Annotated in this window: 25 protein-coding genes; 19 read left to right on the top strand and 6 right to left on the bottom strand. The window is 71.4% G+C overall.

All coding sequences use genetic code 11. The features are described 5' to 3' along the window. Positions 1–182 precede the first annotated feature (182 nt). The 12 genes from AC07FK_RS13020 to AC07FK_RS13075 all read left to right on the top strand — a co-directional run bounded on the left by AC07FK_RS13020 (position 183) and on the right by AC07FK_RS13075 (position 9,309). A complete protein-coding gene (locus tag AC07FK_RS13020) occupies positions 183–473 on the top strand; it encodes a hypothetical protein (RefSeq protein ID WP_138901629.1) in 291 nt (96 codons plus the stop codon). A gap of 116 nt (positions 474–589) precedes the next feature. Beyond that, positions 590–868 (top strand): hypothetical protein, encoded by a 279-nt coding sequence (locus AC07FK_RS13025; protein WP_479104977.1) that lies wholly within the window; start codon positions 590–592, stop codon positions 866–868. An 86-nt stretch (positions 869–954) separates the two neighbouring features. Beyond that, entirely contained in the window at positions 955–1,518 is a 564-nt protein-coding gene (locus AC07FK_RS13030; RefSeq protein WP_479104978.1) for a hypothetical protein, read from the top strand. Positions 1,519–1,602: 84 nt separating this feature from the next. After that, a complete protein-coding gene (locus AC07FK_RS13035) occupies positions 1,603–2,103 on the top strand; it encodes a hypothetical protein (RefSeq protein WP_479104979.1) in 501 nt (166 codons plus the stop codon). 16 nt (positions 2,104–2,119) lie between these two features. After that, a complete protein-coding gene (locus tag AC07FK_RS13040) occupies positions 2,120–3,274 on the top strand; it encodes a hypothetical protein (protein WP_479104980.1) in 1,155 nt (384 codons plus the stop codon). Between the two features lie 6 nt (positions 3,275–3,280). Next, on the top strand, positions 3,281–4,126 hold the full coding sequence (locus AC07FK_RS13045; protein ID WP_479104981.1) for a hypothetical protein: 846 nt from the start codon (positions 3,281–3,283) through the stop codon (positions 4,124–4,126). After that, a complete protein-coding gene (locus AC07FK_RS13050; protein ID WP_479104982.1) occupies positions 4,113–6,488 on the top strand; it encodes a hypothetical protein in 2,376 nt (791 codons plus the stop codon). The genes AC07FK_RS13045 and AC07FK_RS13050 overlap by 14 nt, the downstream gene beginning before the upstream one ends. 146 nt (positions 6,489–6,634) lie before the next feature. Next, the gene (locus AC07FK_RS13055) at positions 6,635–6,817 is read left to right on the top strand and encodes a hypothetical protein (protein WP_479104983.1); all 183 of its coding nucleotides are present in this window, start codon (positions 6,635–6,637) and stop codon (positions 6,815–6,817) included. A 77-nt stretch (positions 6,818–6,894) separates the two neighbouring features. Beyond that, positions 6,895–7,536 carry a hypothetical protein gene (locus AC07FK_RS13060; protein ID WP_479104984.1) on the top strand — a complete coding sequence of 214 codons (642 nt, stop codon included), beginning with the start codon at positions 6,895–6,897 and terminating at the stop codon, positions 7,534–7,536. 115 nt (positions 7,537–7,651) lie between these two features. Then, the gene (locus AC07FK_RS13065; protein ID WP_479104985.1) at positions 7,652–8,524 is read left to right on the top strand and encodes a peptidoglycan-binding protein; all 873 of its coding nucleotides are present in this window, start codon (positions 7,652–7,654) and stop codon (positions 8,522–8,524) included. A gap of 28 nt (positions 8,525–8,552) precedes the next feature. Next, a complete protein-coding gene (locus tag AC07FK_RS13070) occupies positions 8,553–8,810 on the top strand; it encodes a hypothetical protein (protein ID WP_138901621.1) in 258 nt (85 codons plus the stop codon). 196 nt (positions 8,811–9,006) lie between these two features. After that, positions 9,007–9,309 carry a hypothetical protein gene (locus tag AC07FK_RS13075; RefSeq protein WP_479104986.1) on the top strand — a complete coding sequence of 101 codons (303 nt, stop codon included), beginning with the start codon at positions 9,007–9,009 and terminating at the stop codon, positions 9,307–9,309. A 183-nt stretch (positions 9,310–9,492) separates the two neighbouring features. Here the strand turns inward: AC07FK_RS13075 and AC07FK_RS13080 are convergent, their stop codons facing one another. The 3 genes from AC07FK_RS13080 to AC07FK_RS13090 are packed head-to-tail and all read right to left on the bottom strand — an operon-like array spanning position 9,493 to position 10,720. Continuing rightward, positions 9,493–9,681: a hypothetical protein gene (locus AC07FK_RS13080; RefSeq protein WP_479104987.1), complete on the bottom strand. Its 189-nt coding sequence runs from the start codon at positions 9,679–9,681 to the stop codon at positions 9,493–9,495. After that, positions 9,678–10,427: a hypothetical protein gene (locus AC07FK_RS13085; RefSeq protein ID WP_479104988.1), complete on the bottom strand. Its 750-nt coding sequence runs from the start codon at positions 10,425–10,427 to the stop codon at positions 9,678–9,680. Before AC07FK_RS13085 ends, AC07FK_RS13080 begins: the two co-directional genes overlap by 4 nt. Further along, positions 10,427–10,720, bottom strand: a complete 294-nt coding sequence (locus tag AC07FK_RS13090) for a WhiB family transcriptional regulator (RefSeq protein WP_479104989.1) — start codon at positions 10,718–10,720, stop codon at positions 10,427–10,429. The genes AC07FK_RS13085 and AC07FK_RS13090 overlap by 1 nt, the downstream gene beginning before the upstream one ends. A gap of 171 nt (positions 10,721–10,891) precedes the next feature. Here AC07FK_RS13090 and AC07FK_RS13095 point away from each other — a divergent pair, with 171 nt between their 5' ends. The 6 genes from AC07FK_RS13095 (at position 10,892) to tuf (ending at position 16,709) form a co-directional block, all read left to right on the top strand. Continuing rightward, the gene (locus AC07FK_RS13095; RefSeq protein ID WP_479104990.1) at positions 10,892–11,338 is read left to right on the top strand and encodes a helix-turn-helix domain-containing protein; all 447 of its coding nucleotides are present in this window, start codon (positions 10,892–10,894) and stop codon (positions 11,336–11,338) included. Positions 11,339–11,444: 106 nt separating this feature from the next. Continuing rightward, complete coding sequence (locus AC07FK_RS13100; protein WP_479104991.1) at positions 11,445–12,080, top strand: hypothetical protein; 636 nt, start codon at positions 11,445–11,447, stop codon at positions 12,078–12,080. 274 nt (positions 12,081–12,354) lie between these two features. Then, positions 12,355–12,726, top strand: coding sequence for a 30S ribosomal protein S12 (rpsL, locus tag AC07FK_RS13105; protein WP_003948652.1), 372 nt, complete (start codon positions 12,355–12,357; stop codon positions 12,724–12,726). Positions 12,727–12,728: 2 nt separating this feature from the next. Then, positions 12,729–13,199 carry a 30S ribosomal protein S7 gene (gene rpsG, locus AC07FK_RS13110; RefSeq protein ID WP_028812383.1) on the top strand — a complete coding sequence of 157 codons (471 nt, stop codon included), beginning with the start codon at positions 12,729–12,731 and terminating at the stop codon, positions 13,197–13,199. 38 nt (positions 13,200–13,237) lie between these two features. Further along, a complete protein-coding gene (gene fusA, locus AC07FK_RS13115) occupies positions 13,238–15,367 on the top strand; it encodes an elongation factor G (RefSeq protein ID WP_479104992.1) in 2,130 nt (709 codons plus the stop codon). A gap of 148 nt (positions 15,368–15,515) precedes the next feature. Continuing rightward, positions 15,516–16,709: an elongation factor Tu gene (tuf, locus tag AC07FK_RS13120; protein ID WP_069927451.1), complete on the top strand. Its 1,194-nt coding sequence runs from the start codon at positions 15,516–15,518 to the stop codon at positions 16,707–16,709. Positions 16,710–16,825: 116 nt separating this feature from the next. Here the strand turns inward: tuf and AC07FK_RS13125 are convergent, their stop codons facing one another. Then, complete coding sequence (locus tag AC07FK_RS13125) at positions 16,826–18,892, bottom strand: PIG-L family deacetylase (RefSeq protein WP_479105447.1); 2,067 nt, start codon at positions 18,890–18,892, stop codon at positions 16,826–16,828. Positions 18,893–19,105: 213 nt separating this feature from the next. Between AC07FK_RS13125 and AC07FK_RS13130 the strand changes: the two genes are divergently transcribed. After that, positions 19,106–19,678: an excalibur calcium-binding protein gene (locus AC07FK_RS13130; protein WP_479104993.1), complete on the top strand. Its 573-nt coding sequence runs from the start codon at positions 19,106–19,108 to the stop codon at positions 19,676–19,678. Positions 19,679–19,689: 11 nt separating this feature from the next. On the opposite strand, the gene AC07FK_RS13135 is transcribed toward AC07FK_RS13130, so the two are convergent. Next, positions 19,690–20,277, bottom strand: coding sequence for a Uma2 family endonuclease (locus tag AC07FK_RS13135; protein WP_479105448.1), 588 nt, complete (start codon positions 20,275–20,277; stop codon positions 19,690–19,692). Positions 20,278–21,070: 793 nt separating this feature from the next. After that, complete coding sequence (locus AC07FK_RS13140; RefSeq protein WP_479104994.1) at positions 21,071–21,619, bottom strand: hypothetical protein; 549 nt, start codon at positions 21,617–21,619, stop codon at positions 21,071–21,073. Positions 21,620–21,760: the final 141 nt, after the last annotated feature.

Consider the following 21,760-nt stretch of genomic DNA (forward strand, 5'->3'; position numbering starts at 1 on the left):
CCTTTTCCTGTCTTGGCTTGGGGAGGAAGCCTACGCGGGGAAAAGGGGAAGGGGAAAGAAAGGCTGGGGGGGGGGGGGGAAAAGGGGGGGGGGGGGGGGGGGGGGGGGGCCCCCCCCCCCCCCCCACCGCCGTTTCTCCCGTACTTCCCTCGTTCGCTTCCCACCCTCAGAGGAGCCCTCACATGGCCGGCTTCAACGTCAACGCGGCCCGCGCCCAGCGCCTCGAAGCGCTCGGCCGCGCCTGGATCTTCGAGCTCGACGACGACGTCTTCGAGCTGCCGACCGAGCTGACCCGGGCGACCGCCCGCAAGCTGCGCGACCTCGACGACAACGACGTCGACGGGCTGCTGCGGCTGCTGCTCGGCGAGAAGCAGTACGCGCGGTTCGACCGCCACGAGATCACCATGCAGGACATCGCCGCGATCCTCGAGGCGTACGGCAAGGAGACGGGGCTCGGCCTGGGGGAAGGCTGAGCCTCGGTGCGTTCGTCGACGAACACGCCGAGGCCCTCGAGGCGGATCTCCTCCGCCATTACGGCCTCGACCTGCTCGACTGGCACCGCGGTCTGCTGTCCTCGCGGCGGCTCGCGGTGCTGCTCAAGCACCTGCCGCGGGACAGCGCGGTGGCGCGGGAGCTGCACGGGGAGGCGGCGGAGTGGTCGGTCTCCGACTACCTGCTGGCCACCGCCGTCGACCAGCTCGCCGAGAGCAACTGGATGTTCGCCACGGTGAACCAGGACGAGGACGCGGAAGCCCTTGAGTACCCCGTGCCGGTGACCCGGCCGGGCACGGACGCACCCGAGCCGGCCGCCGAGGAGGAGGGCCCGGGACGGCCGGGGCCCGCGGAGCTCGTGCGGTTCTTCGCCTGAGTGCGGTTCTTCGCCCGAGGGGCCGACTTCTGGCATGCAACCATCAAACGGAGTGGTCGGTCGCGGTGGAGGGCAGGGGAGAGCTCATGGGTAAAGACGCGCAGAGCAGTTGGTCCGGCTGGTCGGACCGGACGGTCCGCATTACCGGCGCCGGCTCCGGCGCACCCGTTCCGCTGACCCTGTCGGGCGGCTTCACCTCCCGCTTCACCTTCACCGCCGTCGGCCCCGGCGGTCACGAGATCCCGGTGGGGGAAACGCACGGGCGGGCGGCCATTCACGTGGTTCTTCCCAGCCATTGCGACGCGCTCGTCATTCGGCGCAGGCGCGGACCGGAGGGTGCGGGCGGATTCCAGCGGTGGCATGCCCGGATCACGGATCCGGCCGATGTCCCACGCCTCTCGGTGGAGGAGTGCGGCGGAAAGGGAACCCGCACGTTCGGCTATTTCGAGCCCAAACGGTACGCCGAACACGTGCGCGTGCTCCGCTACGCGTTCGAGGAGTACGGGACCGTGGCGTTCCACCCCGCGGCCGGGGGCCCGGCGCAGACCGCTCGGGTCCCTCAGTCCGTGGGCAAGGGCGTGCTGCGGCTGCCGGTCCACGGCTATGTGACGGTGTCCAGTACGGGCCGATGGCAGGTGTCGATCGCCTGATACGGCCGCCGATTCCAGGACCAGGGTGTACCCGCGCGAGCGGGTGCACCCTTTGTGTTTTTTGAAAGCGACGGTGACGGAGAAATGCCGGACAAAGACGAATCAGCCCCCGACTCGGCCGTTGTGGCCGCGTTCAAGAAGGAATGGTCTCTCGCGAAGAAGGGGTTCAAAGCCTGGACCGAGGACGTGGTGAAAAAGGAGTACATCAAGCAGTTCGAAGCCACCGGATTCAAGTCCGAAGGCAATGCGGCCGTCGCGGCCGTGCATGGGATCAACGCGGAAGTCACCGGGCTGAAGCTGGAGAAGACGTTCTGGGATCCGCTCGCTCTCCGCGAGGAAGCGAAGCTGCGGTCGCTGCGGCAGCTTCCCGCCCAGCTGCGCGAGGACATCGGCAAGGCCAACGGCGACATCACCAACGTGCGCGGCGAAGCCGGACGGGCCATGAACAAGGCCAAAGAGGTGGAACGCACCGTGACCACGTTCCGCCGCGACTACAACGCCGACCTGGAGAACATCTCCGACGAGTTCGGAGGCATTCACACCCGCGTCACCGACCTGATCAACGATCTGGGCGGGCCCGGCTAGACCCTGGAGATCCCGAATGAGTCTCAAGAAAGCAATCCAACAGGTAAACGCGGGGCTGGGCGGCCTCAAACGGTCGTTGAGCCAGTCCTCCTCCGGCATGTCGTCCCTCCAGCGCGGGGCCAGGAGCGCCACCGAACCCCTGACGAAGCTCAGGTCCGGGGCCGGCCAGACCGGTACCGCCCTGGGCCGGATCAAAGGCGGCGCCGACACCGCGAACTCCGCGATGACCAAGGTCAAGGGCGGTGCGGACAGGACCGTGACGGCCCTCGGCAAGCTCCGTACGTCCGCCGCCAACGGCAACACGGCCGTCGGCAAACTGCAGGGCGGCCTGAAGAGCGCGGACACCTCGCTGGGCAAGGCCAAGGGCGGGGCGGACAAGCTCAAGGGCGCGCTCGACAAGCTCAAGGGGTCGGCCGACAAGGCCAAGACCGCGTTGCAGGGCGTGAAGCAGCAGTCCGACGCCGTGGAGAAGTCCGTCGGGAAGGCCGGCAAGAACGCCGACAAGACCGGCAAGACCATGGGCGGCGGCCTCGCCAAGGGGCTCAAGGGCGCGAGCGTCGCGCAGCGCGGGCTCAACCTGGTCATGGCCGCGAACCCGTTCGGCCTGATCATGGCGCTGCTCGCGCCGCTGATCCTGCAGTTCGTGAAGGTCGACAAGATCGTCGCCGTCGTGCAGAAGGGGTTCAAGGCGGGGATGAAGGCCATCTCGTCCGCGACCTCCGCGGCGATGAAGGCGATCGGACCGATCCTGCGCGGCATCGGAAACATGCTGCTCACCCCGTTCCGCGGCTTCGCCAGTGCGGTCAACGTGGTCATCGGCGCGCTGAACGGCTTCAAGGTCAGCATCCCCGGCTGGGTGCCGAAGTACGGCGGCAAGTCGTTCGCGATCAACCTGCCGAAGATCCCGGTCCCGCACCTCGCCAAGGGCGGTGTCGTCCAGGCCCGCAACGGCGGCACGCTCGCCCTGATCGGTGAGGGCGGTGAGTCCGAGGCCGTCATCCCGCTGAGCAGGCTCGACCGGATGCTGAGCCCCGGCGCCGGCCGGGCGCAGATCGCCCGGCTCGCCGAGGCCGTCGAGCGGCTCGCCGAGCGCCCCGTCCACGTACAGGTCGATTCCCAGACCATCGCCCGCGCCGTCCTCGTCGGGCAGCGCCAGCTCGCCCGGAGGTAAGCGGACATGGCCAGAAACCTCTGGATCGGCAAGCCCGGTCTGCTGCGCGAGATCTCCCAGGCCGCGAAGAGCTGGGACCGCAGCGCGGACCTGAACGTCACGGAGTTCCGGTCGCTCGAAGGGCGGGTGACGCTCGTCGCCCCGCCCCGGACCACCCGCCGTATGAAGCTCTCGTTCGAGTGGCTGGAGCCGGACGACGCCCAGCACCTCGTCCGGCTCGCCCGCCGGGTCAACGGGCCGGGCATGCTCGGCCGCGGCGTCCCGGCAGGGGGCTCGGTCGTCGTACTCGACCCCGCTTCGTTCAACCTGCTCGATCCGCTCCAGGCGGCCGGGCAGAGCCGTGACCCGCGGGGCGGCGACCACTGGTTCACCGTGGCCGGGGACCTCACGTTCCGGCCGTCGGCCGCCGACGTGTACACCGGCGACTGCAAGGACGTCGCCAGCGCGGTCGGCTGGATGCACGGCACCTGGACCGGCTGGCCGGTGGCCCCGGGCATGAACGTGTCGTGGATGGTCCCGCCCGAGTGGGACGACGCCCTGTGCACCGCCCAGCTCGACTGGAAGGCGGTGGATGGTTCCTACCTGTCGACGACCTCGGCGGCCGGCCCGGTCGTGTCCGGTACGGCGCCGGCCGAGGCGGCGTTCGCCACCCCGGTCGGCCGGCCCGGCCAGACCGGAACGACCGCGCTGGCCGGCGCGTGCCTCACCATCGGCGAGCCCCCGGTCGCCTACGCGCTCGGCGACGGCTGCCCGCCGATGGCGGTCACCGGCATGACCGACACCCCGTCGGCCCGGCTGCCGTACCGGAACATCGCAATCGATCTCGTGGAGGTGCGCGGTGCAGCCAACTGACGAGACCCTGCAGGCCGCGCTCGCCGCGCCGGAGCGGGTGCCCGCGCACTCGACCCGGCTCGGCGGCGCCGAGCTCGGCCCCCAGGTCCAGTCGTGGAAGGTGGAGCGGGCGTACAGCACCGATCTGCCCGAGGCGATGCGGGCGGTATCAGGCAGCGCCTCGGCGCAGCTGGAGGTCACGCTCGGCGGGGCGGAGGGCGAGCACGCGCCGCGCATGTACTCCGCGTGGGCCGACCGGTCCACCGGCGACGTGGTGCGCCCCGGCCAGTCCGTGGTGCACTCCGCCGGGGTCGCGGACCGGACGCTGCCCGCGTTCCGGGGCACGGTCCGCTCCCGGTCCGCGGCCTCGGGCAGTGACACCGTCACGGTCCAGGCGCTGGACGGGGCGGAGCGGCTGCGCGGCCCGGCGTCGCTGCCGCGTCCGTACCACGGCTTCTACTACGGCCGGCCGGTCGCCACGGCGACGTGGTGCGTGGACGAACTGCTGCGCCAGGGCGGCATCCACACCTGCCCGCCGCCGCGCGCGCCGCTCGCCGACGACAAGGACGTGGCCCCGTTCACGGTGCTGTACGCCTCGCTGCACGGCGGCTTCAACGCGACGTACGGGCAGCCGGAGGTGCTGCCCACCAGCAGTGCGTACCGCTGGATCCGGGACGGAGCGCCGTTCGAGATGGCGCTGATGCCGGAGCAGCCGGCGCTGCGGGCGTCGTGGATGCCGCGGTCGCGGTTCGTGCTGCCGGGTAAGGTGTTCCAGGTCGAGTGCTGGGCGAACACGGCGCTGGCGAAGGACAGCGTGATCGAGATGAAGGCCGTCTTCGACCGCAGCGGCGGGGCCGCCGGCTACCTCAGCGGCCGGTTCGACATCTCGACCGGGGCCGTCCAGATCCACTCCGGGACCGTGGACGGCGGCTACTGGTACTTCACCTGGACGTTCCCCAAGCTGGCCGCGCTGCGCGGCAGCTGGCACCTGGGGTTCATGGTGGACACCCGGGGGACCGGCGCCACCGTGCTGCCGACGGTCCAGCCGAGGCTCACCGCGCCCGACGGTTCGTACCACGTGGGCGGCCTGGCCACGTTCGTCGAGCCGGTCGCGGCGCATCCGCGCTCGGAGCTCCAGCAGATCGACCTCGTCACGGACATGGCCGTGGAGTGCCTCCAGGTCACCGACCGGGTGTGGACGGACACCGCATCCTACCCGCGCCCGGAGTGGGAGCAGAAGGACCAGTGGCGCAAGGGGGCGGAGCTCGACGAGGCCGCCCTGCCCCTGTACGACATCCCCAAGGTCTCGGGGTCGCAGTGGGACGCGATCACGGAGATCGCCCGCGCGTCCATGTCGACGGCCGAGTTCGACGAGCAGGGCGTCTTCCGCTGGCGCGGCCCGTCGCGCTTCACCAAGGTGCCGGTCGCCCCGCACGCGACGGTGACCACGGTCCGGGACATCTCCGCGCTGACCGTCAGCGAGGAGATCGACGCCTGCCGCAACCACTGCGAACAGCCGTACCAGGACTGGGCGGGCATCGGTCTCGCCCACGGTACGGCGCAGACCGACACCCGGATCAGGGAGATCAAGCCCGGCGTGCCGGAGGAGGTGACGTACGCGATCGCGGAGGACGAGAGCGACATCGGTCCGCCGACCATCGTGGACGACACGTCCGCGTCGATCGCCAGTCACCGGGTGCGTTTCGGCAGTACGGCGACGGGCGGCACGGCGGTGAAGGGCCAGGTCACCGTGAGCTCCCGCCGTGAGGGGCCGGCGTACATCGTCCGCTTCACGAACACCGGGACCACCAGCGTGTGGACGGTCACCAAGGACGGCCTGCCGTCCGTGCAGATCGACCCGCTCAAGCGGTCGGCGGACCCCAAGCAGCGGGTGTGGGCGCGCTGGAGCCCGGCGAGCCAGGAGCACTACGGCAAGCAGCAGTACCTCGCGCCCGCCTCGGAGTGGGTCCAGTCGGCCACCACCGCCTACACCCTGGCGCAGGCGATGCTCGACGCCGGGCGGTATCCGGTGCCGGTCCTCGGCGAGGTGGAGGTGCTGCACGACCCCCGGCTGCAACTGGGCGATGTCGTACGGGTGGTCGATTCGGCGGGAGCGCGGCTGGACACCCTCGCGTGGGTGGTCGGCGTGCGCACCACGTACACGGCCGGCTCGGCGCCCCAGCAGGTCCTGACGCTGCGCGGGACCGGGTACAACGGCGTCCCGGCGGACGAGGGCCTGGTGCCCGACCCGCCGCTGGACCCGGCGTACGGGCGGTTGCGGACGTACCAGATGGTGACGGCGCAGTACGCGCAGTTCGCCGATCTGACGGCCGAACAGCTGAGCTACCGCACGCTGGTGGAGACGCTCGGGGGTGCGGCATGACCACGGCCGGCGTGCGTACGCAAGAACCGGAGCCGGAGGCGGGGCCGACGCCGGCGCCTGTGCCGGGGCCGGTGGCCGGTCAGGTCCCGGATCGGGGCCGAGCTCAGGTCCCGGATCAGGGCCGAGCTCAGGGCCGCCGGGATCAGGTGGCCGGTACGCCGGAGAACCCCGCCGGGGGCGAGCCGGGGGCGCAGCCGCTGCCCGCGGCCGACCCGACGTATCCCTCCCCGGACGCCCCCGCGCCGGTCCCGGTGCCGATCGACGACCCGGCCACGCGGGAGGGCGACGGCGGCATGCCGCCCGACACCCTGCCCCCGCCCCTCGGCTGACTCCGCTTCCGACAGCGGGCCGGCGCCCTTCGGAGCGCCGGCCCTTTTTCGTATCCGCTTCCCAGGAGGCCCCTGTCATGGTCCAGCTCACTCCGCTCAGCAGCCTTCCCTACCCACAGCCCGCCGACGCGGCGAACGTGCCGCTGCACCTCCAGTCCCTCGCCGAGGCCGTCGACGGCCGGACGGTGCTGCGGGTGGCCAACACCGTCGCGCTGTCCTCCGTCGCGGCGCCGGTCACCGGCATGCTGGCCTGGGTCACCAGCCCCGGCCGGTACTACTACTACACGGGCAGTTACTGGCACCCGGTGATCCCGAGCCCGGTGCTGAAGCTCAATCCGGTGGCCGGTACGACGGCCTCCGCGACGTACATCGAGGCCCTGACGGGATCGACCGGCGACACGATGGCCGCGGCCTTCACCGCCCCGCCGTCCGGCGCCGTTCTCGTCACGCTCGGCGCGCGGATCAGCAGCAGCGTGGCCACCGGCGCCGGCTACATGTCGATGACCGTCAAACAGGGCGCGACGGTCACCCTGGCCACCGCCGACACCCGGGCGGCGCTCTTCGGCGGCGGAATGCAGTGCTCCGTGTCGACGCAGTTCCAGGTCAGCGGGCTGAGCGGCGGGGTGGCTTACACCGCCACGCCCGCGTACCGGTCCTCGGCGACGACGAGCACGGCGACGTTCGCCAACCGCTTCCTGCGGGTCGACCCGGTCCACTGACCCGCACCGGCTTGCGCACGCTCTTTCGCCCCCGGCCCCGGCCCGTCGTGTCCCACGGCGGGCCGGGGCCGTTTTCCGCACGCACGCTTTCCCGCCCCGACCCGAGGAGGTCCCGATGGCGGCACCCCTGTCAGCCGACGCCTTCGTCCGCGCCCTGCGCGCCGAAGGCGTCCGTCTCACCGAGCACGCCGACTGGCGCGCCCACCACCGCAACCACAAAGGCGCCTGGGGGCCGGTCAACGGTGTGATGCTCCACCACACGGCCGGCTCCGACAGTGTCGGGTTCTGCCGCCGGGGCGCGCCCGACCTGCCCGGACCGCTGTGCATCGGCGTCGTCGCCAAGGACGGCTCGGTCCACCTGGTCGGGTACGGCCGCACCAACCACGCCGGCCACGGCAGCGTCGCCGTACTGGACGCGGTCCGCGCCGAGCGGGCCCTGCCGAGGCCCGGCAAGGACGCGGTCGACGGCAACGCCCGCTTCTACGGCTTCGAGATCGAGAACCTCGGCGACGGCGCGGACCCCTATCCGGAGGCGCAGCTCGACGCCGTCGAGCGGCTGTCGGCGGCGCTGTGCCGCGCGCACGGCTGGTCGGCGGCGAGCGTGCTCGGGCACAAGGAGTGGACCCGCCGCAAGATCGACCCGTCGTTCTCCATGGACGGCATGCGGAGCCGGATCGGCGAGCGGCTGGCCGGCCGTCCGGGGCCCGTGCGGCCGGCGCCGCAGAAGCCGCCCGCCCCGGGCCACGCGCCGTTCCCCGGCGCCGCCTTCTTCGTCCCCGGCCATCGCGACCCGTTGTTCACGGCGGTCGGACGGCGGCTGGTGGCCGAGGGCTGCGGCCGGTACTCGGTCGGCCCGGGCCCGGTCTGGGGCGCCGCCGACCGGGCGTCGTACGCGGCCTGGCAGCGCAAGCTCGGCTACCGCGGTACGAACGCGGACGGCACGCCGGGACGGGCGAGCTGGGAACGGCTCCGCGTCCCGCGGACCTGAGCACGAAGGAAGCAGAGGAGATACGCGGATGATGCGCGAGTACGAGGAGAGAGGCGTGGTGGTGGAGTTGGAGCGGCTGCGGCGGTCGGTGGACGTCGGGTTCGCCACCACACGGGGCGACCTGGCGCTGCTGCTGCAGCGGGCCGACCAGACGGACAAGGTGCTCGGAGAGCACGAGGAGCGCCTCGACGCGCTGGAGCGCTCCCGGTGGCCGCTGCCGTCGCTGGCCGCGCTGACGTCGTGCGCGGCGCTGGCGGTCACCCTCTGGCAGGCGGCGGCGCGCTGAGCGGCGTGCACCTGCGCGCCGCGAAGATCGCGCGAGCGCGCAATTAGCTTGCTCGCGTCCGCAATTCGGGGTGTGTGGGGCCTCTGAGGCTCCACACGCCCCGGCTTGCCTGCGTTACGCTGCCCCGTATCGAACGGATTTTCGAGAAGGGGCGATTCTGGGGCGTGGGCGCCGAACGAGGTGAAGGGGAGGTGCGATGGTGAACAGTGCGGGAGACCGGCTCGCCGACGTGGTGGCCGCGGCAGTGGAAGTGGCGGCCGAGGCGGGAGAGGCCGGCACGTACAACGCGGAGGTCGCTCGTGCGATCGCCGCGGTCGTGAACAAGGTCGGCGCGCGGGTGGGGATCGACGCGGAGGTCCGCGGATTCACGAGCGGCTGGCGCGAGGCGATGGACCTGGTGGCCGGCGACGCCCGCGAACCGGCCCGGATACTGCGACTCCCCGACCCCAGCGACGAACCCGGCGAACCCGCCGGCCCCGGCGCGGACCGACGCCCCTGACGCGGGCGGAGCCCGGCGCCCCGTCGGCCCGGCGTGGTCTCCGGCCCCGGCGCGGAGCGGCCGCCCCCACTCCCGTACCGCCCGAAAAGCGAGGCGGCCGCACCCCGGACAGGGTGCGGCCGCCTCGCTTTTCCGTGCCTCCGTGCGTCCGTGACTGTGCCTTGGGGGGAGGGGTACGGGATCTCAGGAGCGGCGGTGGGCCGCGCGTTCCGCCGCGAAGACGTCCTCCAGGCGGAAGAGCTGCGCGCGGCCCTGCCGTCCGGCGGGCGCGAGGCGCCCCAGCTGGACCCACTTGCGGATGGTCGCCGGGGCCACGGCGACCTCCTGTGCCGCGAGCGCGCCGGTGATCAGGGGCTGGGTCGCGGCGTTCATCGCGCACCCCCCGCGCCCTCCGGGGCGGGTGCGCGTTCGTCGAGGGCCGCGCCGATCTCCCGGAGGTCGCCGCCGCCCGTCACCAGCGCGGTCCAGGCGTCCTCCCGCCAGACGTGCCGGAAGGCCGGGTCCGTACCGCAGTCGCAGTCCTGATCGGCGCACCGGCAGGCGGGGTTCACGCACAGCACGGCACGCCGGGCCGGGAACGCGCGCAGGGAGACCGACGCGCACCACGGGCAGCGGCCGCCGACCCTGACCATCGGCTCGCTGTCGCCCAGCGCGCGCCCGCAGCGCCGGGCCATCCGGCGCAGTTCGTCCCGGACGTGGCCGGCGAGCACGGGGTGCCCGGCGATCCGGTCGAGCAGGGCGCCGATACGGGTGAGCCGCTGCGCGATCCCGGCGCGGCGCGGCCGGCCGAGGCCCAGCTTCTCGTGCACCGCCTCGTCGAGTTCGGTCACGCCGTCGCTGATGTCCCGCAGCGCGTCGGAGACGTGCAGTCGCAGCGGCGCGGCGGAGTGGCCGGGAACGCTGAGGCCGTGGTCCCGCTCGACGGCGAGCGCGTCGCGGCGCTCCTCGCGGATACGGGCGTCGCGCGCGGCGAGTTCGGCGGCGGTGGGTTCCGGGCGGTCCCCGGGCCGCCCCGGGGCGCCGGGGGACAGCTCGACGAGCAGCTCGGGGAGCTGGCGTGCCAGCAGGGCGAGCCAGAGGGCGGAGTCGTGGGCCGGTGCGGGCGTGGTGGGTGCCATCAGCGTTCCCCTCGGAGCTGGATGGTGTGCGGGGTGCGGGCGACCGGGCGGCCGTTGCGCCAGAGACGTCCGGCGCTGACACCGTCGAACCAGGTGTCGGCGGGGGCCACGGTCTCCTCGCAACGGCGCACGACAGGGCAGCGCGCGCAGGCGCGCAGGGCGGGCGCCGCGTCCCTCTCCCGGCGGGCGAAGACGATCTGCGGGGGCAGTCCGGAACAGGCGGCGGCCGAGCGCCACCACGAGGACCGCGGGTCGCGCTCGTCGTCCGCGGGGTGCGGGGCTAATGAGGTCATGCCCGCAGCGTGACATGTTGCGAGCGAGCGCGCAACAACATATTCCCTTGGCAGTGCCGGGATGTGGGTCCTTCGTGTACGTAAAAGTCCACATGGGAACCACCTTGCGCGCGGGTAATTCTGCGCGCGCAAGCGCGCTAGGCTGGTGCTGCTTCGGAGGGAGGCACATTCATGACCATCAGCGAACTCGACCGGTTCGCGAGCTGGGTAGAAGACCTGATCCGGCAGCGCGGCTACGACATCGACAGTCCCCGGGGCGGGGGGAAGTCCCGGCTGGCCGACGAGGCGGGCGTCCACCGCGCCGCCATCACCCGGCTGCTCCAGCGCCAGAGCATGCCGGACCTGGAGACCACCCGCCGCCTCGCGCACGTCCTGCGCGTACCGGTCCGGGACATGCTCATCCGCTCGGGCCGGCTCAGCGAGGAGGACCTCCCCCTCCCCGACCGGCCCCGCGCCGCGCCCACGGGCGCGGACGGCGGGGCGCCGCGGCTCACGCTGGAGGAGGCGGCGGCCGGACTCGGCGTACCGGAGGACCAGCGCGACATGTTCATGAGGGTCGCCGGACAGTTCCTCCCGCCCCTCGCCGACCGGCATGAGCGGCGGCAAATCGGGGAGTAGCGCCTGGTGGGCGCCGAGTAAGCTGCTGCGGCCTGTCTCCCTCCGCGCGCAGGCAGCGAGGCGCGCGGCGGCGCCGCGCAGGACGGGACGGGAAAGAGAGAGACGCATGGTCGAGGGCGATGAGCGCTCCCGGCTGCCCCGCGACTCCGCCCGCCCCGGTGCCGACCCGCCGCCTCCGAAGCCCGCGCCGCTCCCGCAGGACCTGCCCGGACTCCTCGCGTCGCTCGGCGAATACCTCCAGGGCCACGGCCCCGACGAACTGGTGGTGCTGCTGCGTACGGAGATCGAACGCCGCGAGCTCCGCGCGTACGCGAACGGCTGGCGCGACGCGGCCGCCGAGTACGACCGGGCCCTGCGCCGCGCCGAGGGGGCGCGGCGCCTCTCCGTGGTCTCCCGCACCCCCGGCCGGGCCGCGGTGATCCCTTTCCCGCACGACGAGCACGACGAGCACGACGAGCACGACGAGCATGACGAGGTACCGGCGACCGCCTCGTTACCCCGCTCCGGCGAACCCGCCGCCGCCCCAGGAGCCGGCGCCGGGGACGACGCGCCGGCCCCTACGCCGTCCGGCGACGCGGCGCCCGCCGGTGACGCGGCAGTGCGTGACGCCCCGGCCGCCCGCCGCCGCACCCGCGCCACCCTCGTGCCGAAGAGCCGCAGCTCGAAAGTTCCGACGATACCGAGGCTGCGCACGGCCCGGCCGCCCTCGCGCCAGGACCCGGACGGGGACCAGGCCCCCTGACCGGGGCCCACCGGCTGCCCGGCCTGTCCCGCGCGTGGGCATTTGTTTTGACCGGAGTCCATGAGGTAGGTACGCTCAGACCTTGTGCCTGGGGTGTGTCTGTGCTGCCGTGCGTGCTTGTGTCCGCATCGGTGAGCCAGGTCAGAACACACACCGCAACCTGTGACTTCTCCACGTTCGTGGAGGCTTCCAGTGTTCGACACACCCGACCGCGTGGGCCGGGAGTGTTCCAGGTTAGTTTCACAGTGATCGGCACACAGAAACCGGAGAAGTAGTGCCTACGATCCAGCAGCTGGTCCGCAAGGGCCGGCAGGACAAGGTCGAGAAGAACAAGACGCCCGCACTCGAGGGTTCCCCTCAGCGTCGCGGCGTCTGCACGCGTGTGTTCACGACCACCCCGAAGAAGCCGAACTCGGCCCTGCGTAAGGTCGCGCGTGTGCGTCTGACCAGCGGGATCGAAGTCACTGCTTACATCCCGGGTGAGGGCCACAACCTGCAGGAGCACTCGATCGTGCTCGTGCGTGGCGGTCGTGTGAAGGACCTGCCGGGTGTTCGCTACAAGATCATCCGCGGTTCCCTCGACACGCAGGGCGTCAAGAACCGTAAGCAGGCTCGCAGCCGCTACGGCGCCAAGAAGGAGAAGTAAGAATGCCTCGTAAGGGCCCCGCCCCGAAGCGCCCGGTCATCATCGACCCGGTCTACAGCTCTCCTCTTGTCACGTCGCTGATCAACAAGATCCTGCTCGACGGCAAGCGTTCCACCGCCGAGCGGATCGTCTACGGCGCCATGGAAGGCCTCCGCGAGAAGACCGGCAACGACCCGGTCATCACGCTGAAGCGCGCGCTTGAGAACGTCAAGCCCTCGCTCGAGGTCAAGTCCCGCCGCGTCGGTGGCGCGACCTACCAGGTGCCGATCGAGGTCAAGCCCGGTCGTGCGGCCACCCTCGCGCTGCGCTGGGTCGTGGGTTACTCCCGCGCCCGCCGTGAGAAGACCATGACCGAGCGCCTCATGAACGAGCTGCTCGACGCCTCGAACGGTCTTGGCGCTGCCGTCAAGAAGCGTGAGGACACCCACAAGATGGCCGAGTCCAACAAGGCCTTCGCGCACTACCGCTGGTAGTCGCTACCCACATCGAGACCGAGAGAAGATTGAGCCTTATGGCCACCACTTCGCTTGACCTGGCCAAGGTCCGCAACATCGGGATCATGGCCCACATCGACGCGGGCAAGACGACCACCACCGAGCGGATCCTCTTCTACACCGGTGTGTCTTACAAGATCGGTGAAGTCCACGACGGCGCTGCCACGATGGACTGGATGGAGCAGGAGCAGGAGCGCGGCATCACGATCACGTCTGCCGCGACGACCTGCCACTGGCCGCTCAATGAGGTTGATCACACGATCAACATCATCGACACCCCGGGTCACGTCGACTTCACCGTCGAGGTGGAGCGTTCGCTCCGCGTCCTCGACGGCGCCGTCACCGTGTTCGACGGTGTGGCGGGCGTCGAGCCGCAGTCCGAGACTGTCTGGCGTCAGGCGGACCGCTACGGCGTGCCGCGCATCTGCTTCGTCAACAAGCTCGACCGCACCGGCGCCGAGTTCCACCGCTGCGTCGACATGATCGTCGACCGCCTCGGTGCGGTTCCGCTGGTCATGCAGCTCCCCATCGGTGCTGAGGCCGACTTCAAGGGCGTCGTCGACCTCGTGACGATGAAGGCCTTTGTCTGGTCCGCCGAGGCCGCCAAGGGCGAGATGTACGACATCGTCGACATCCCGGACACCCACACCGAGGCTGCGGACGAGTGGCGCGGCAAGCTCCTCGAGGCCGTCGCCGAGCACGACGACCAGATGATGGAGCTGTACCTCGAGGGCCAGGAGCCCTCGGTGGAGCAGCTGTACGCCGCCATCCGCCGGATCACGCTCGCCTCCAAGGGCAGCGCCGACTCGGTCACCGTCACCCCGGTGTTCTGTGGCACCGCGTTCAAGAACAAGGGCGTTCAGCCCCTGCTCGACGCGGTCGTCCGCTACCTGCCTTCCCCCCTGGACGTCGAGGCCATCGAAGGCCACGACGTCAAGGACCCCGAGAAGGTCGTCCAGCGCAAGCCGGCCGACGACGAGCCGTTCTCCGGTCTTGCGTTCAAGATCATGAGCGACCCGCACCTCGGCAAGCTCACCTTCGTCCGGGTCTACTCGGGCCGCCTCGAGGCCGGCAGCTCCGTGCTGAACTCGGTCAAGGGCAAGAAGGAGCGCATCGGCAAGATCTACCGCATGCACGCGAACAAGCGTGAGGAGATCGCGTCGGTGGGCGCCGGTGACATCATCGCCGTCATGGGCCTGAAGCAGACCACCACCGGTGAGACGCTCTGCGACGAGAAGAACCCGGTGATCCTGGAGTCCATGGACTTCCCGGCGCCGGTCATCGAGGTCGCGATCGAGCCCAAGTCCAAGGGCGACCAGGAGAAGCTGGGTGTTGCCATCCAGCGTCTCTCGGAGGAGGACCCCTCCTTCCAGGTGCACACCAACGAGGAGACCGGCCAGACCGTCATCGGCGGTATGGGCGAGCTTCACCTCGAGGTTCTCGTCGACCGCATGAAGCGCGAATTCCGCGTCGAGGCGAACGTCGGCAAGCCCCAGGTCGCCTACCGCGAGACGATCCGCAAGGCCGTCGAGCGCATCGACTACACGCACAAGAAGCAGACTGGTGGTACCGGCCAGTTCGCGAAGGTGCAGATCGCCCTTGAGCCCATCGAGGGTGGCGACGCCTCGTACGAGTTCGTCAACAAGGTCACCGGTGGCCGCATCCCCCGGGAGTACATCCCGTCGGTGGACGCGGGCGCCCAGGAAGCCATGCAGTTCGGCATCCTGGCCGGCTACGAGATGGTCGGCGTCCGCGTCACCCTTCTCGACGGTGGTTACCACGAGGTCGACTCCTCCGAGCTCGCCTTCAAGATCGCCGGTTCGCAGGCGTTCAAGGAGGGTGCCCGCAAGGCCTCTCCCGTGCTCCTCGAGCCGATGATGGCCGTCGAGGTCACCACGCCCGAGGACTACATGGGCGATGTCATCGGCGACCTCAACTCCCGCCGTGGCCAGATCCAGGCCATGGAGGAGCGCAGCGGCGCTCGCGTCGTGAAGGGCCTCGTGCCTCTCTCGGAGATGTTCGGCTACGTCGGAGACCTCCGCAGCAAGACCTCGGGTCGCGCAAGCTACTCGATGCAGTTCGACTCCTACGCCGAGGTTCCGCGGAACGTCGCCGAGGAGATCATCGCGAAGGCCAAGGGCGAGTAACTCCCCCGAGTTGACGCTTTAGGCTTGACCCGACCGCCGGGGGCTTTCCCCCGCGATCCGTATGGGAAACCCCCGGCGGTCGGCATCCCAGCAAAGATCACCTGGCGCCGATGAAGCAAGGCGTACAGAACCACTCCAGGAGGACCCAGTGGCGAAGGCGAAGTTCGAGCGGACTAAGCCGCACGTCAACATCGGCACCATCGGTCACATTGACCACGGTAAGACGACGCTGACCGCGGCGATTACCAAGGTGCTGCATGACGCGTACCCGGACCTGAACGAGGCCTCGGCCTTCGACCAGATCGACAAGGCTCCTGAGGAGCGCCAGCGCGGTATCACGATCTCGATCGCGCACGTCGAGTACCAGACGGAGTCGCGTCACTACGCGCACGTCGACTGCCCCGGTCACGCGGACTACATCAAGAACATGATCACGGGTGCGGCGCAGATGGACGGCGCCATCCTCGTGGTCGCCGCCACCGACGGCCCGATGCCGCAGACCAAGGAGCACGTGCTCCTGGCCCGCCAGGTAGGCGTGCCGTACATCGTTGTCGCCCTGAACAAGGCCGACATGGTGGACGACGAGGAGATCCTGGAGCTCGTCGAGCTCGAGGTCCGTGAGCTCCTCTCCGAGTACGAGTTCCCGGGCGACGACCTCCCGGTCGTCAAGGTCTCGGCGCTCAAGGCGCTCGAGGGCGACAAGGAGTGGGGCCAGACCGTCCTCGACCTGATGAAGGCCGTCGACGAGTCGATCCCGCAGCCCGAGCGCGACGTCGACAAGCCGTTCCTGATGCCGATCGAGGACGTCTTCACGATCACCGGTCGTGGCACCGTCGTCACCGGTCGTATCGAGCGTGGTGTGCTCAAGGTCAACGAGACCGTCGACATCGTCGGTATCAAGGAAGAGAAGACCACCACCACGGTCACCGGCATCGAGATGTTCCGCAAGCTGCTCGACGAGGGCCAGGCCGGTGAGAACGTCGGTCTGCTCCTCCGTGGCATCAAGCGCGAGGACGTCGAGCGCGGCCAGGTCATCATCAAGCCCGGTTCGGTCACGCCGCACACCGAGTTCGAGGCCCAGGCCTACATCCTGTCGAAGGACGAGGGTGGCCGTCACACCCCCTTCTTCAACAACTACCGCCCGCAGTTCTACTTCCGTACCACGGACGTGACCGGCGTCGTTACCCTCCCCGAGGGCACCGAGATGGTCATGCCGGGCGACAACACCATCATGACGGTCGCGCTGATCCAGCCGGTCGCCATGGAGGAGGGCCTCAAGTTCGCCATCCGTGAGGGTGGCCGGACCGTCGGCGCCGGCCAGGTCACCAAGATCACGAAGTAATTTCGTGGCTTGACCTGGTTGCTCCTGAACGAGCACCAAGAGGGGCCCCGGCCCCGCCGTTCGCGGCGGGTCCGGGGCCCTTCGCCGTATCCGGCCCAGCGCTTCGGCGCGGGAGGTCAGGGGCGCCAGAGCCAGGGGGCCGCGTCCGGGCCCAGGCCGACCACGGCCGGGCCGTCCGGCCCCAGCTGCAGGGCCGCGCCCTCCAGCGGCGCCGCGTCCGGCCCCGCGCGCCGTACGACTCGGCCGTCCCGCAGCAGCTGGACGCGGCCCTCCCGGTCCCGGCCCAGCAGGACCGGCCCGGCCGGCGCCGGGGCGGCGCCCACCGCCCCGTACCCGTCGAACCGCAGCCGCACCGGGCGGCCCCCGCCCATCCGCGCCGTCGTCAGCCGGGCCGACGCCGGCCGCCGGTAGACCAGGTCGATGCCGCCGCCCGGGACCGCGAGGGCGGTGGGGGAGCCGCCCGGCGTGGGCAGTCCCGTGTCCGGCCGGGGACCCACCGGCCCGCCCGGCGTCTCCTGCGCCCAGTGGTGGACCGTCGTGCGGCCGGCCGCGAAGACGTGGACCCGGCCGTCGGAGTCCACCACCGCGGCCAGGCCGTCCTGGACCTCGCCGCCGCCCAGGTCCCGCCACGGGCTCCAGCGCCCGGCGGCGTCCCGCACGCGCGTGCTGACGCCCTTGTCCGCGTTCCGTACGAAGAGGTGGACCCGCCCGTGGGGCGCCGCCACCGCCACGGGGGAACCGATGCGGCGTCCCCTGTCCTGCCGTGTCTCCGGGTTGCCGAGGCCGGTCCAGGAGCCGAAGCGCCCGCCGGGCGTCCGCTGTTCGAGCACGACGATCTCGCGCGTGTTGGCCGCCCCGTGCCCCGCGAGCGCGGAGAACCGCAGCCCGAACAGCAGCTGCCGGCCGTCGGCGAGCGCCGCTCCGCCGAGTACGGGCGCCAGCGGACCGCCCCCGAGGTCGTCCGGCCGGCCCCACACGCCGCTGCCCCGCGCCGTCTCACGCCAGCGCGCGACCCGCAGCCCCAGCACGCCGTACGCCGTCAGCCGCCCGTCGGGGCCGGCGGCGACGACCGTACGGGCGCCGGGGTAGCGGTAGTGCGTCGAGCGGACCCAGCCCTTGCGGTTGGTGAGCGGGCGGTCGCCGCCGACGTTGTAGTCGCCGCAGCCCGCCGCGTTCCCGCACTCCCAGTCCGGGTCGCCGCCGTACGGGACGAGGTGTGCGGCCTTCTCCCCGACCACGTCGGCGGGGAGGTTCTTCGGCCAGTGCCGGTTGTAGTACCCGCGGAAGGACGTGGCGACGAAGCCCGGCACCGCACCACCGCCCTCCGTCGCCTCGGCGACCCGCCGGATCATCGCGGCCCACGCGAAGGAGGCGACGGCCGTGTGATCGGCGTGGTCGGAGTACCCCGGCTGCTCGCTGTCGCGGCGGCGGGTCGCCTCGTCGCTGTGCTGGATGTCGGGGTCCGGGTCGAGGGTCTGCACGACGGTGGGCCGGTAGCGCTCCATCAGCCCCGCGAGCACGTCGACGAGTCCGTCGTAGTCGTACGAGCCCGCCTTCCGCAGCGGCGAGCCGTCGGCCACGACGGTCGGCAGGGACAGGCCGCGCGCCTCCCAGAGGCTGGGCAGCCCCGTCCGGCCCCACCGGGTGTGCATGGCGAGGTTGAGGAAGACCAGCTCGACCCGGCGGCCCCGGTCGCTGAGGGTGTCCCGCTCGGCCCGGTGGTTCCCCCGCAGGGTGGTCACGGATCTGTGCCACCGCGTGAACCGGGGGAGGCCGAGGAGGGCGGCGTAGGACTGGCGCAGGCCCTGCTGCCGGGCCGACGCGTACGCCGTACGGTCGGCCGGCTGCGGGCCCGCGCCGGGTATGCGGTTGACGCCGTTGGCCTCGCCCGCCGTGACGTACACGCAGACGAGGGGGACGCCGGAGTCGAGTGTCCGCTGGGTGTCGGGGTTCATGAAGTACAGGTCGTCGTCCGGGTGGGCGAGTATCTGCATCAGCAGCGCGTGCCGCGGCCGGGACATCCGCTTGCCGGGCAGCGGATCGGGCACGGGGCCCTTCCGGCGCGGGGCGGGGACGGAGCAGGAGGCGAGGCCGAGCCCCGCGGCGAGAGCGGCGGTGGAGGTCAGCACCGCGCGCCGCGCGGGGCGGCGGCCCGGCCGGTCGCGTACGCCGTCCGGGCGCACGGGGCGGCCCTCGTTCGTGCTGCCCACGGCCCCGCGCTCCGTCCCCTGGTGGCGCGGCCCGCCCCCCGTGGCCGGGCCGCGCTGGACTAGACGTGAGCTGGGGCGTCGGGGTTGCTCCGAGGGGCGTTCCGGTTCGCCGGGCGGGAGGTCTCCGCCGGCGTACGGCCCACCGGTCGAGTGGCAGAGAAAGATCACCCTGCTTACGTTCGAGAAATGAATCTTCGTACTGCCGCGACAGCCGTGGTACTGGCTGCCGCCGCCTCACTCCCGATGACCGGCGTCTCGTACGCGCAGCCCGACCTCGACTGCAGCGACTTCACCTACCAGGAGGAGGCGCAGGCGGAGTTCGACCGGGACCCAAGCGACCCGTACCGGCTCGACGAGGACCCGGGCGACGACGACAGGATCGCCTGCGAGGCACTGCCGAGCAGAGGCCAGATCGGCACGGCCACGGCCGCGCCCCGGCCGGTGGTCACCGTCACCACCACGACGACGGCCACGGCCCCGGCCACGGCGTCGCCCACCACACCGGCGGCCACCGCCACAACCACGACCACGGCGACGCCCGCGACCCCCACCGCTACCGTCTCGGCCGCAACCGAGGCACCCGTTCAGCCCACCGCGTCCCCGAGTCTCGGGGTCAGGGGCGGCGAGGGCGGGACCATGGACGACGGGACCAGCACCACCGAGACCGCCCTGGGCATCGGGCTCACGGCCGCCGCGGCGGCTCTCACCGTGGGTCTCGTGGCCGCGCGGCGGCGCCGTCGCCAGGCCAAGGACCTGTGACGCGTTCCGGGCTACGGGTAGCGGGGCAGCTGCTCCGTCGAGATCGTCCACGCGCCGATGTTGACGTCCTCGCCGTACACGAAATCCTTCCGGGTCGCGTAGCGGGGGCCGTCCGGCGTGGAGTGGATGTCGGAGAGCACCGCGCCCGATCCGGTACGCGGATCGAAGACCGCGTACACGGGAATGCCCAGCAAGGGGTAGTCCCTCATCTTGCTCACCCAGTCGTTGTCCGGATTGGACCGTGACACGACCTCGACGGCGGCGACGAGCGTACGAGGGTCGAAGGACCCCTCTCCCTCCATGTCCGCCTCGGCGATCACCATCACGTCGGGATGACGCATGATGCCCTCGGCCGCCTCTTCCACGTCCGGCATCCCCGTGTGGGCCACGAGCTCCTGCGGCAGCACCTTCTCCAGGCGCCTGCGCACGCGCAGCGTGGTGAGTTCGTGCGGCTTCGCGGGCGACATCATGTCGTGGACGATCCCTTCCTTGGTGATCTCGAACTTGCCGGGAAGGGTGTCGTCCATGGACTGAACGAACTCCCGCATCACCTGGTACAGGTGGCCGTCTCGCCGTGCGTCGTCCGGGGCGATGGTCATGATGGCGCTCGCTCCTCGTCTGTGCCCAGGGGCAGGGGTCGTCACCGTCATGCTAGGCGGCTCCCGGAAGGCGCGGTCGCAGTCCTCACAGGTCTGGAACGGGTCCGGCCGCACCACCTTCGGCGCGGGCTGCATGGGCGGCGGCAGCAGCGTGGTGAGCCGGTGCGCGAGCAGGGCCGCCGGGTCGCGCGGCTGCTCGGGAAGGTTCGCGGACAGGGCGGCGCGTACGGCGTCGGGGGCGGCCCGGGGCGCGGCCTGCTCGCTGCGCCGGGCCGGGGGCGCGGGCCGGCGCGGCTCGGACTTCGGCATGCGGGTGAGGCGGCTCCGCTCGGCACTTGATGCCGATACGGGCCCCGGCGGGCAGCGACTGGATGTGCGCGGCGAGCCCGATCGCCACGAGCGTCAGTTCGCGGTGCTGGGTGAGGTGGTTGCCGACGACGGTGTAGCGGCTGGTGTGCCGGGTGTTGACGTGGACGACGCCGGAACCGGAACGGGCGGCGGCCCGGGGAACGCCGGACGAGGCGCGCGAGCGCGCGCTAAGGTGCTGAACATCCATCGGGAAGAGACTGCTTCCTCGTTGGTCAGGCCCTCGTTCGGGATTGCCGTCCCGGCCGGGGGCCGTCGCATGTCTGCGGTTGTCGCCGCGAGCATATGCCCGGCAACCGGCCCGAATACCAGCGCAGTTGGCGAACGCCACCCGTGTGGGTGACGGGGAGGCTGGTGGGGTTCGGAGGGGTTCTTGCTCCGGGGATTGAAAGCTTTTGATGTCGTGAGGATGACTTCCCTGTTCCCATCACTCAGCGTGCCCGGCTGCGCTTACGCTGCACCGCGATGACGCCTGCGCGGACAGTGACCGTCCGGCCTTGGTGTACGCCTCCACGAGCTGACGCCCGGACGGCCGAGCCCCTGCCCCCGCGGCACGCGGGACAGGGGCTCGGGCCGCTTCAGCTGCCCGCCGCTCCGCGGCGAACAATTCCTCCGCCGGGGTGGCGGTGACGGCCCGGTCGAACCAGACGCCGAGCGTGCCGAGGTCGGTGCATTCGGTGATGCGGTCGCTGGCTTCCTCGGGGACCTCGATGCCTCGCTTGGTCAGCAGCAGGACGACGTCCTCGGCCCGGCCCTCACCCCGTAGGCGCTGCGCGGTCTCCGAGCGGAAGAGGGAGAGGCCGACGGCCCGCAGGTCCCTCCAGATCTGGGCTGCCAGGGGGTGCCGGGGCCCCGCGGGAACGACCGTGGTCTCCTGGGCACACCGGCCCCGCGTTCGCCCGGAACGGGGCCCTTCACCCACACGGGTGGGGCGGTGCGGCGCGCCCGGGCTGCGGGTCGGTTTGACGTTCGTCACGTACGGGGTAATCTCTTGCGCCCGATTGGCGCGGGCTGTGCCCCGTATGGCAGACTGTCGGGGTTGCTCGGTTGAGTGCCGATGCTGCGCGCCTCCCGTCGGGAGGACCGGAAGCGAGTCCCACAGTACTCGTCGCCCCAA

The organism is Streptomyces sp. NPDC046122 (genome assembly GCF_056429965.1).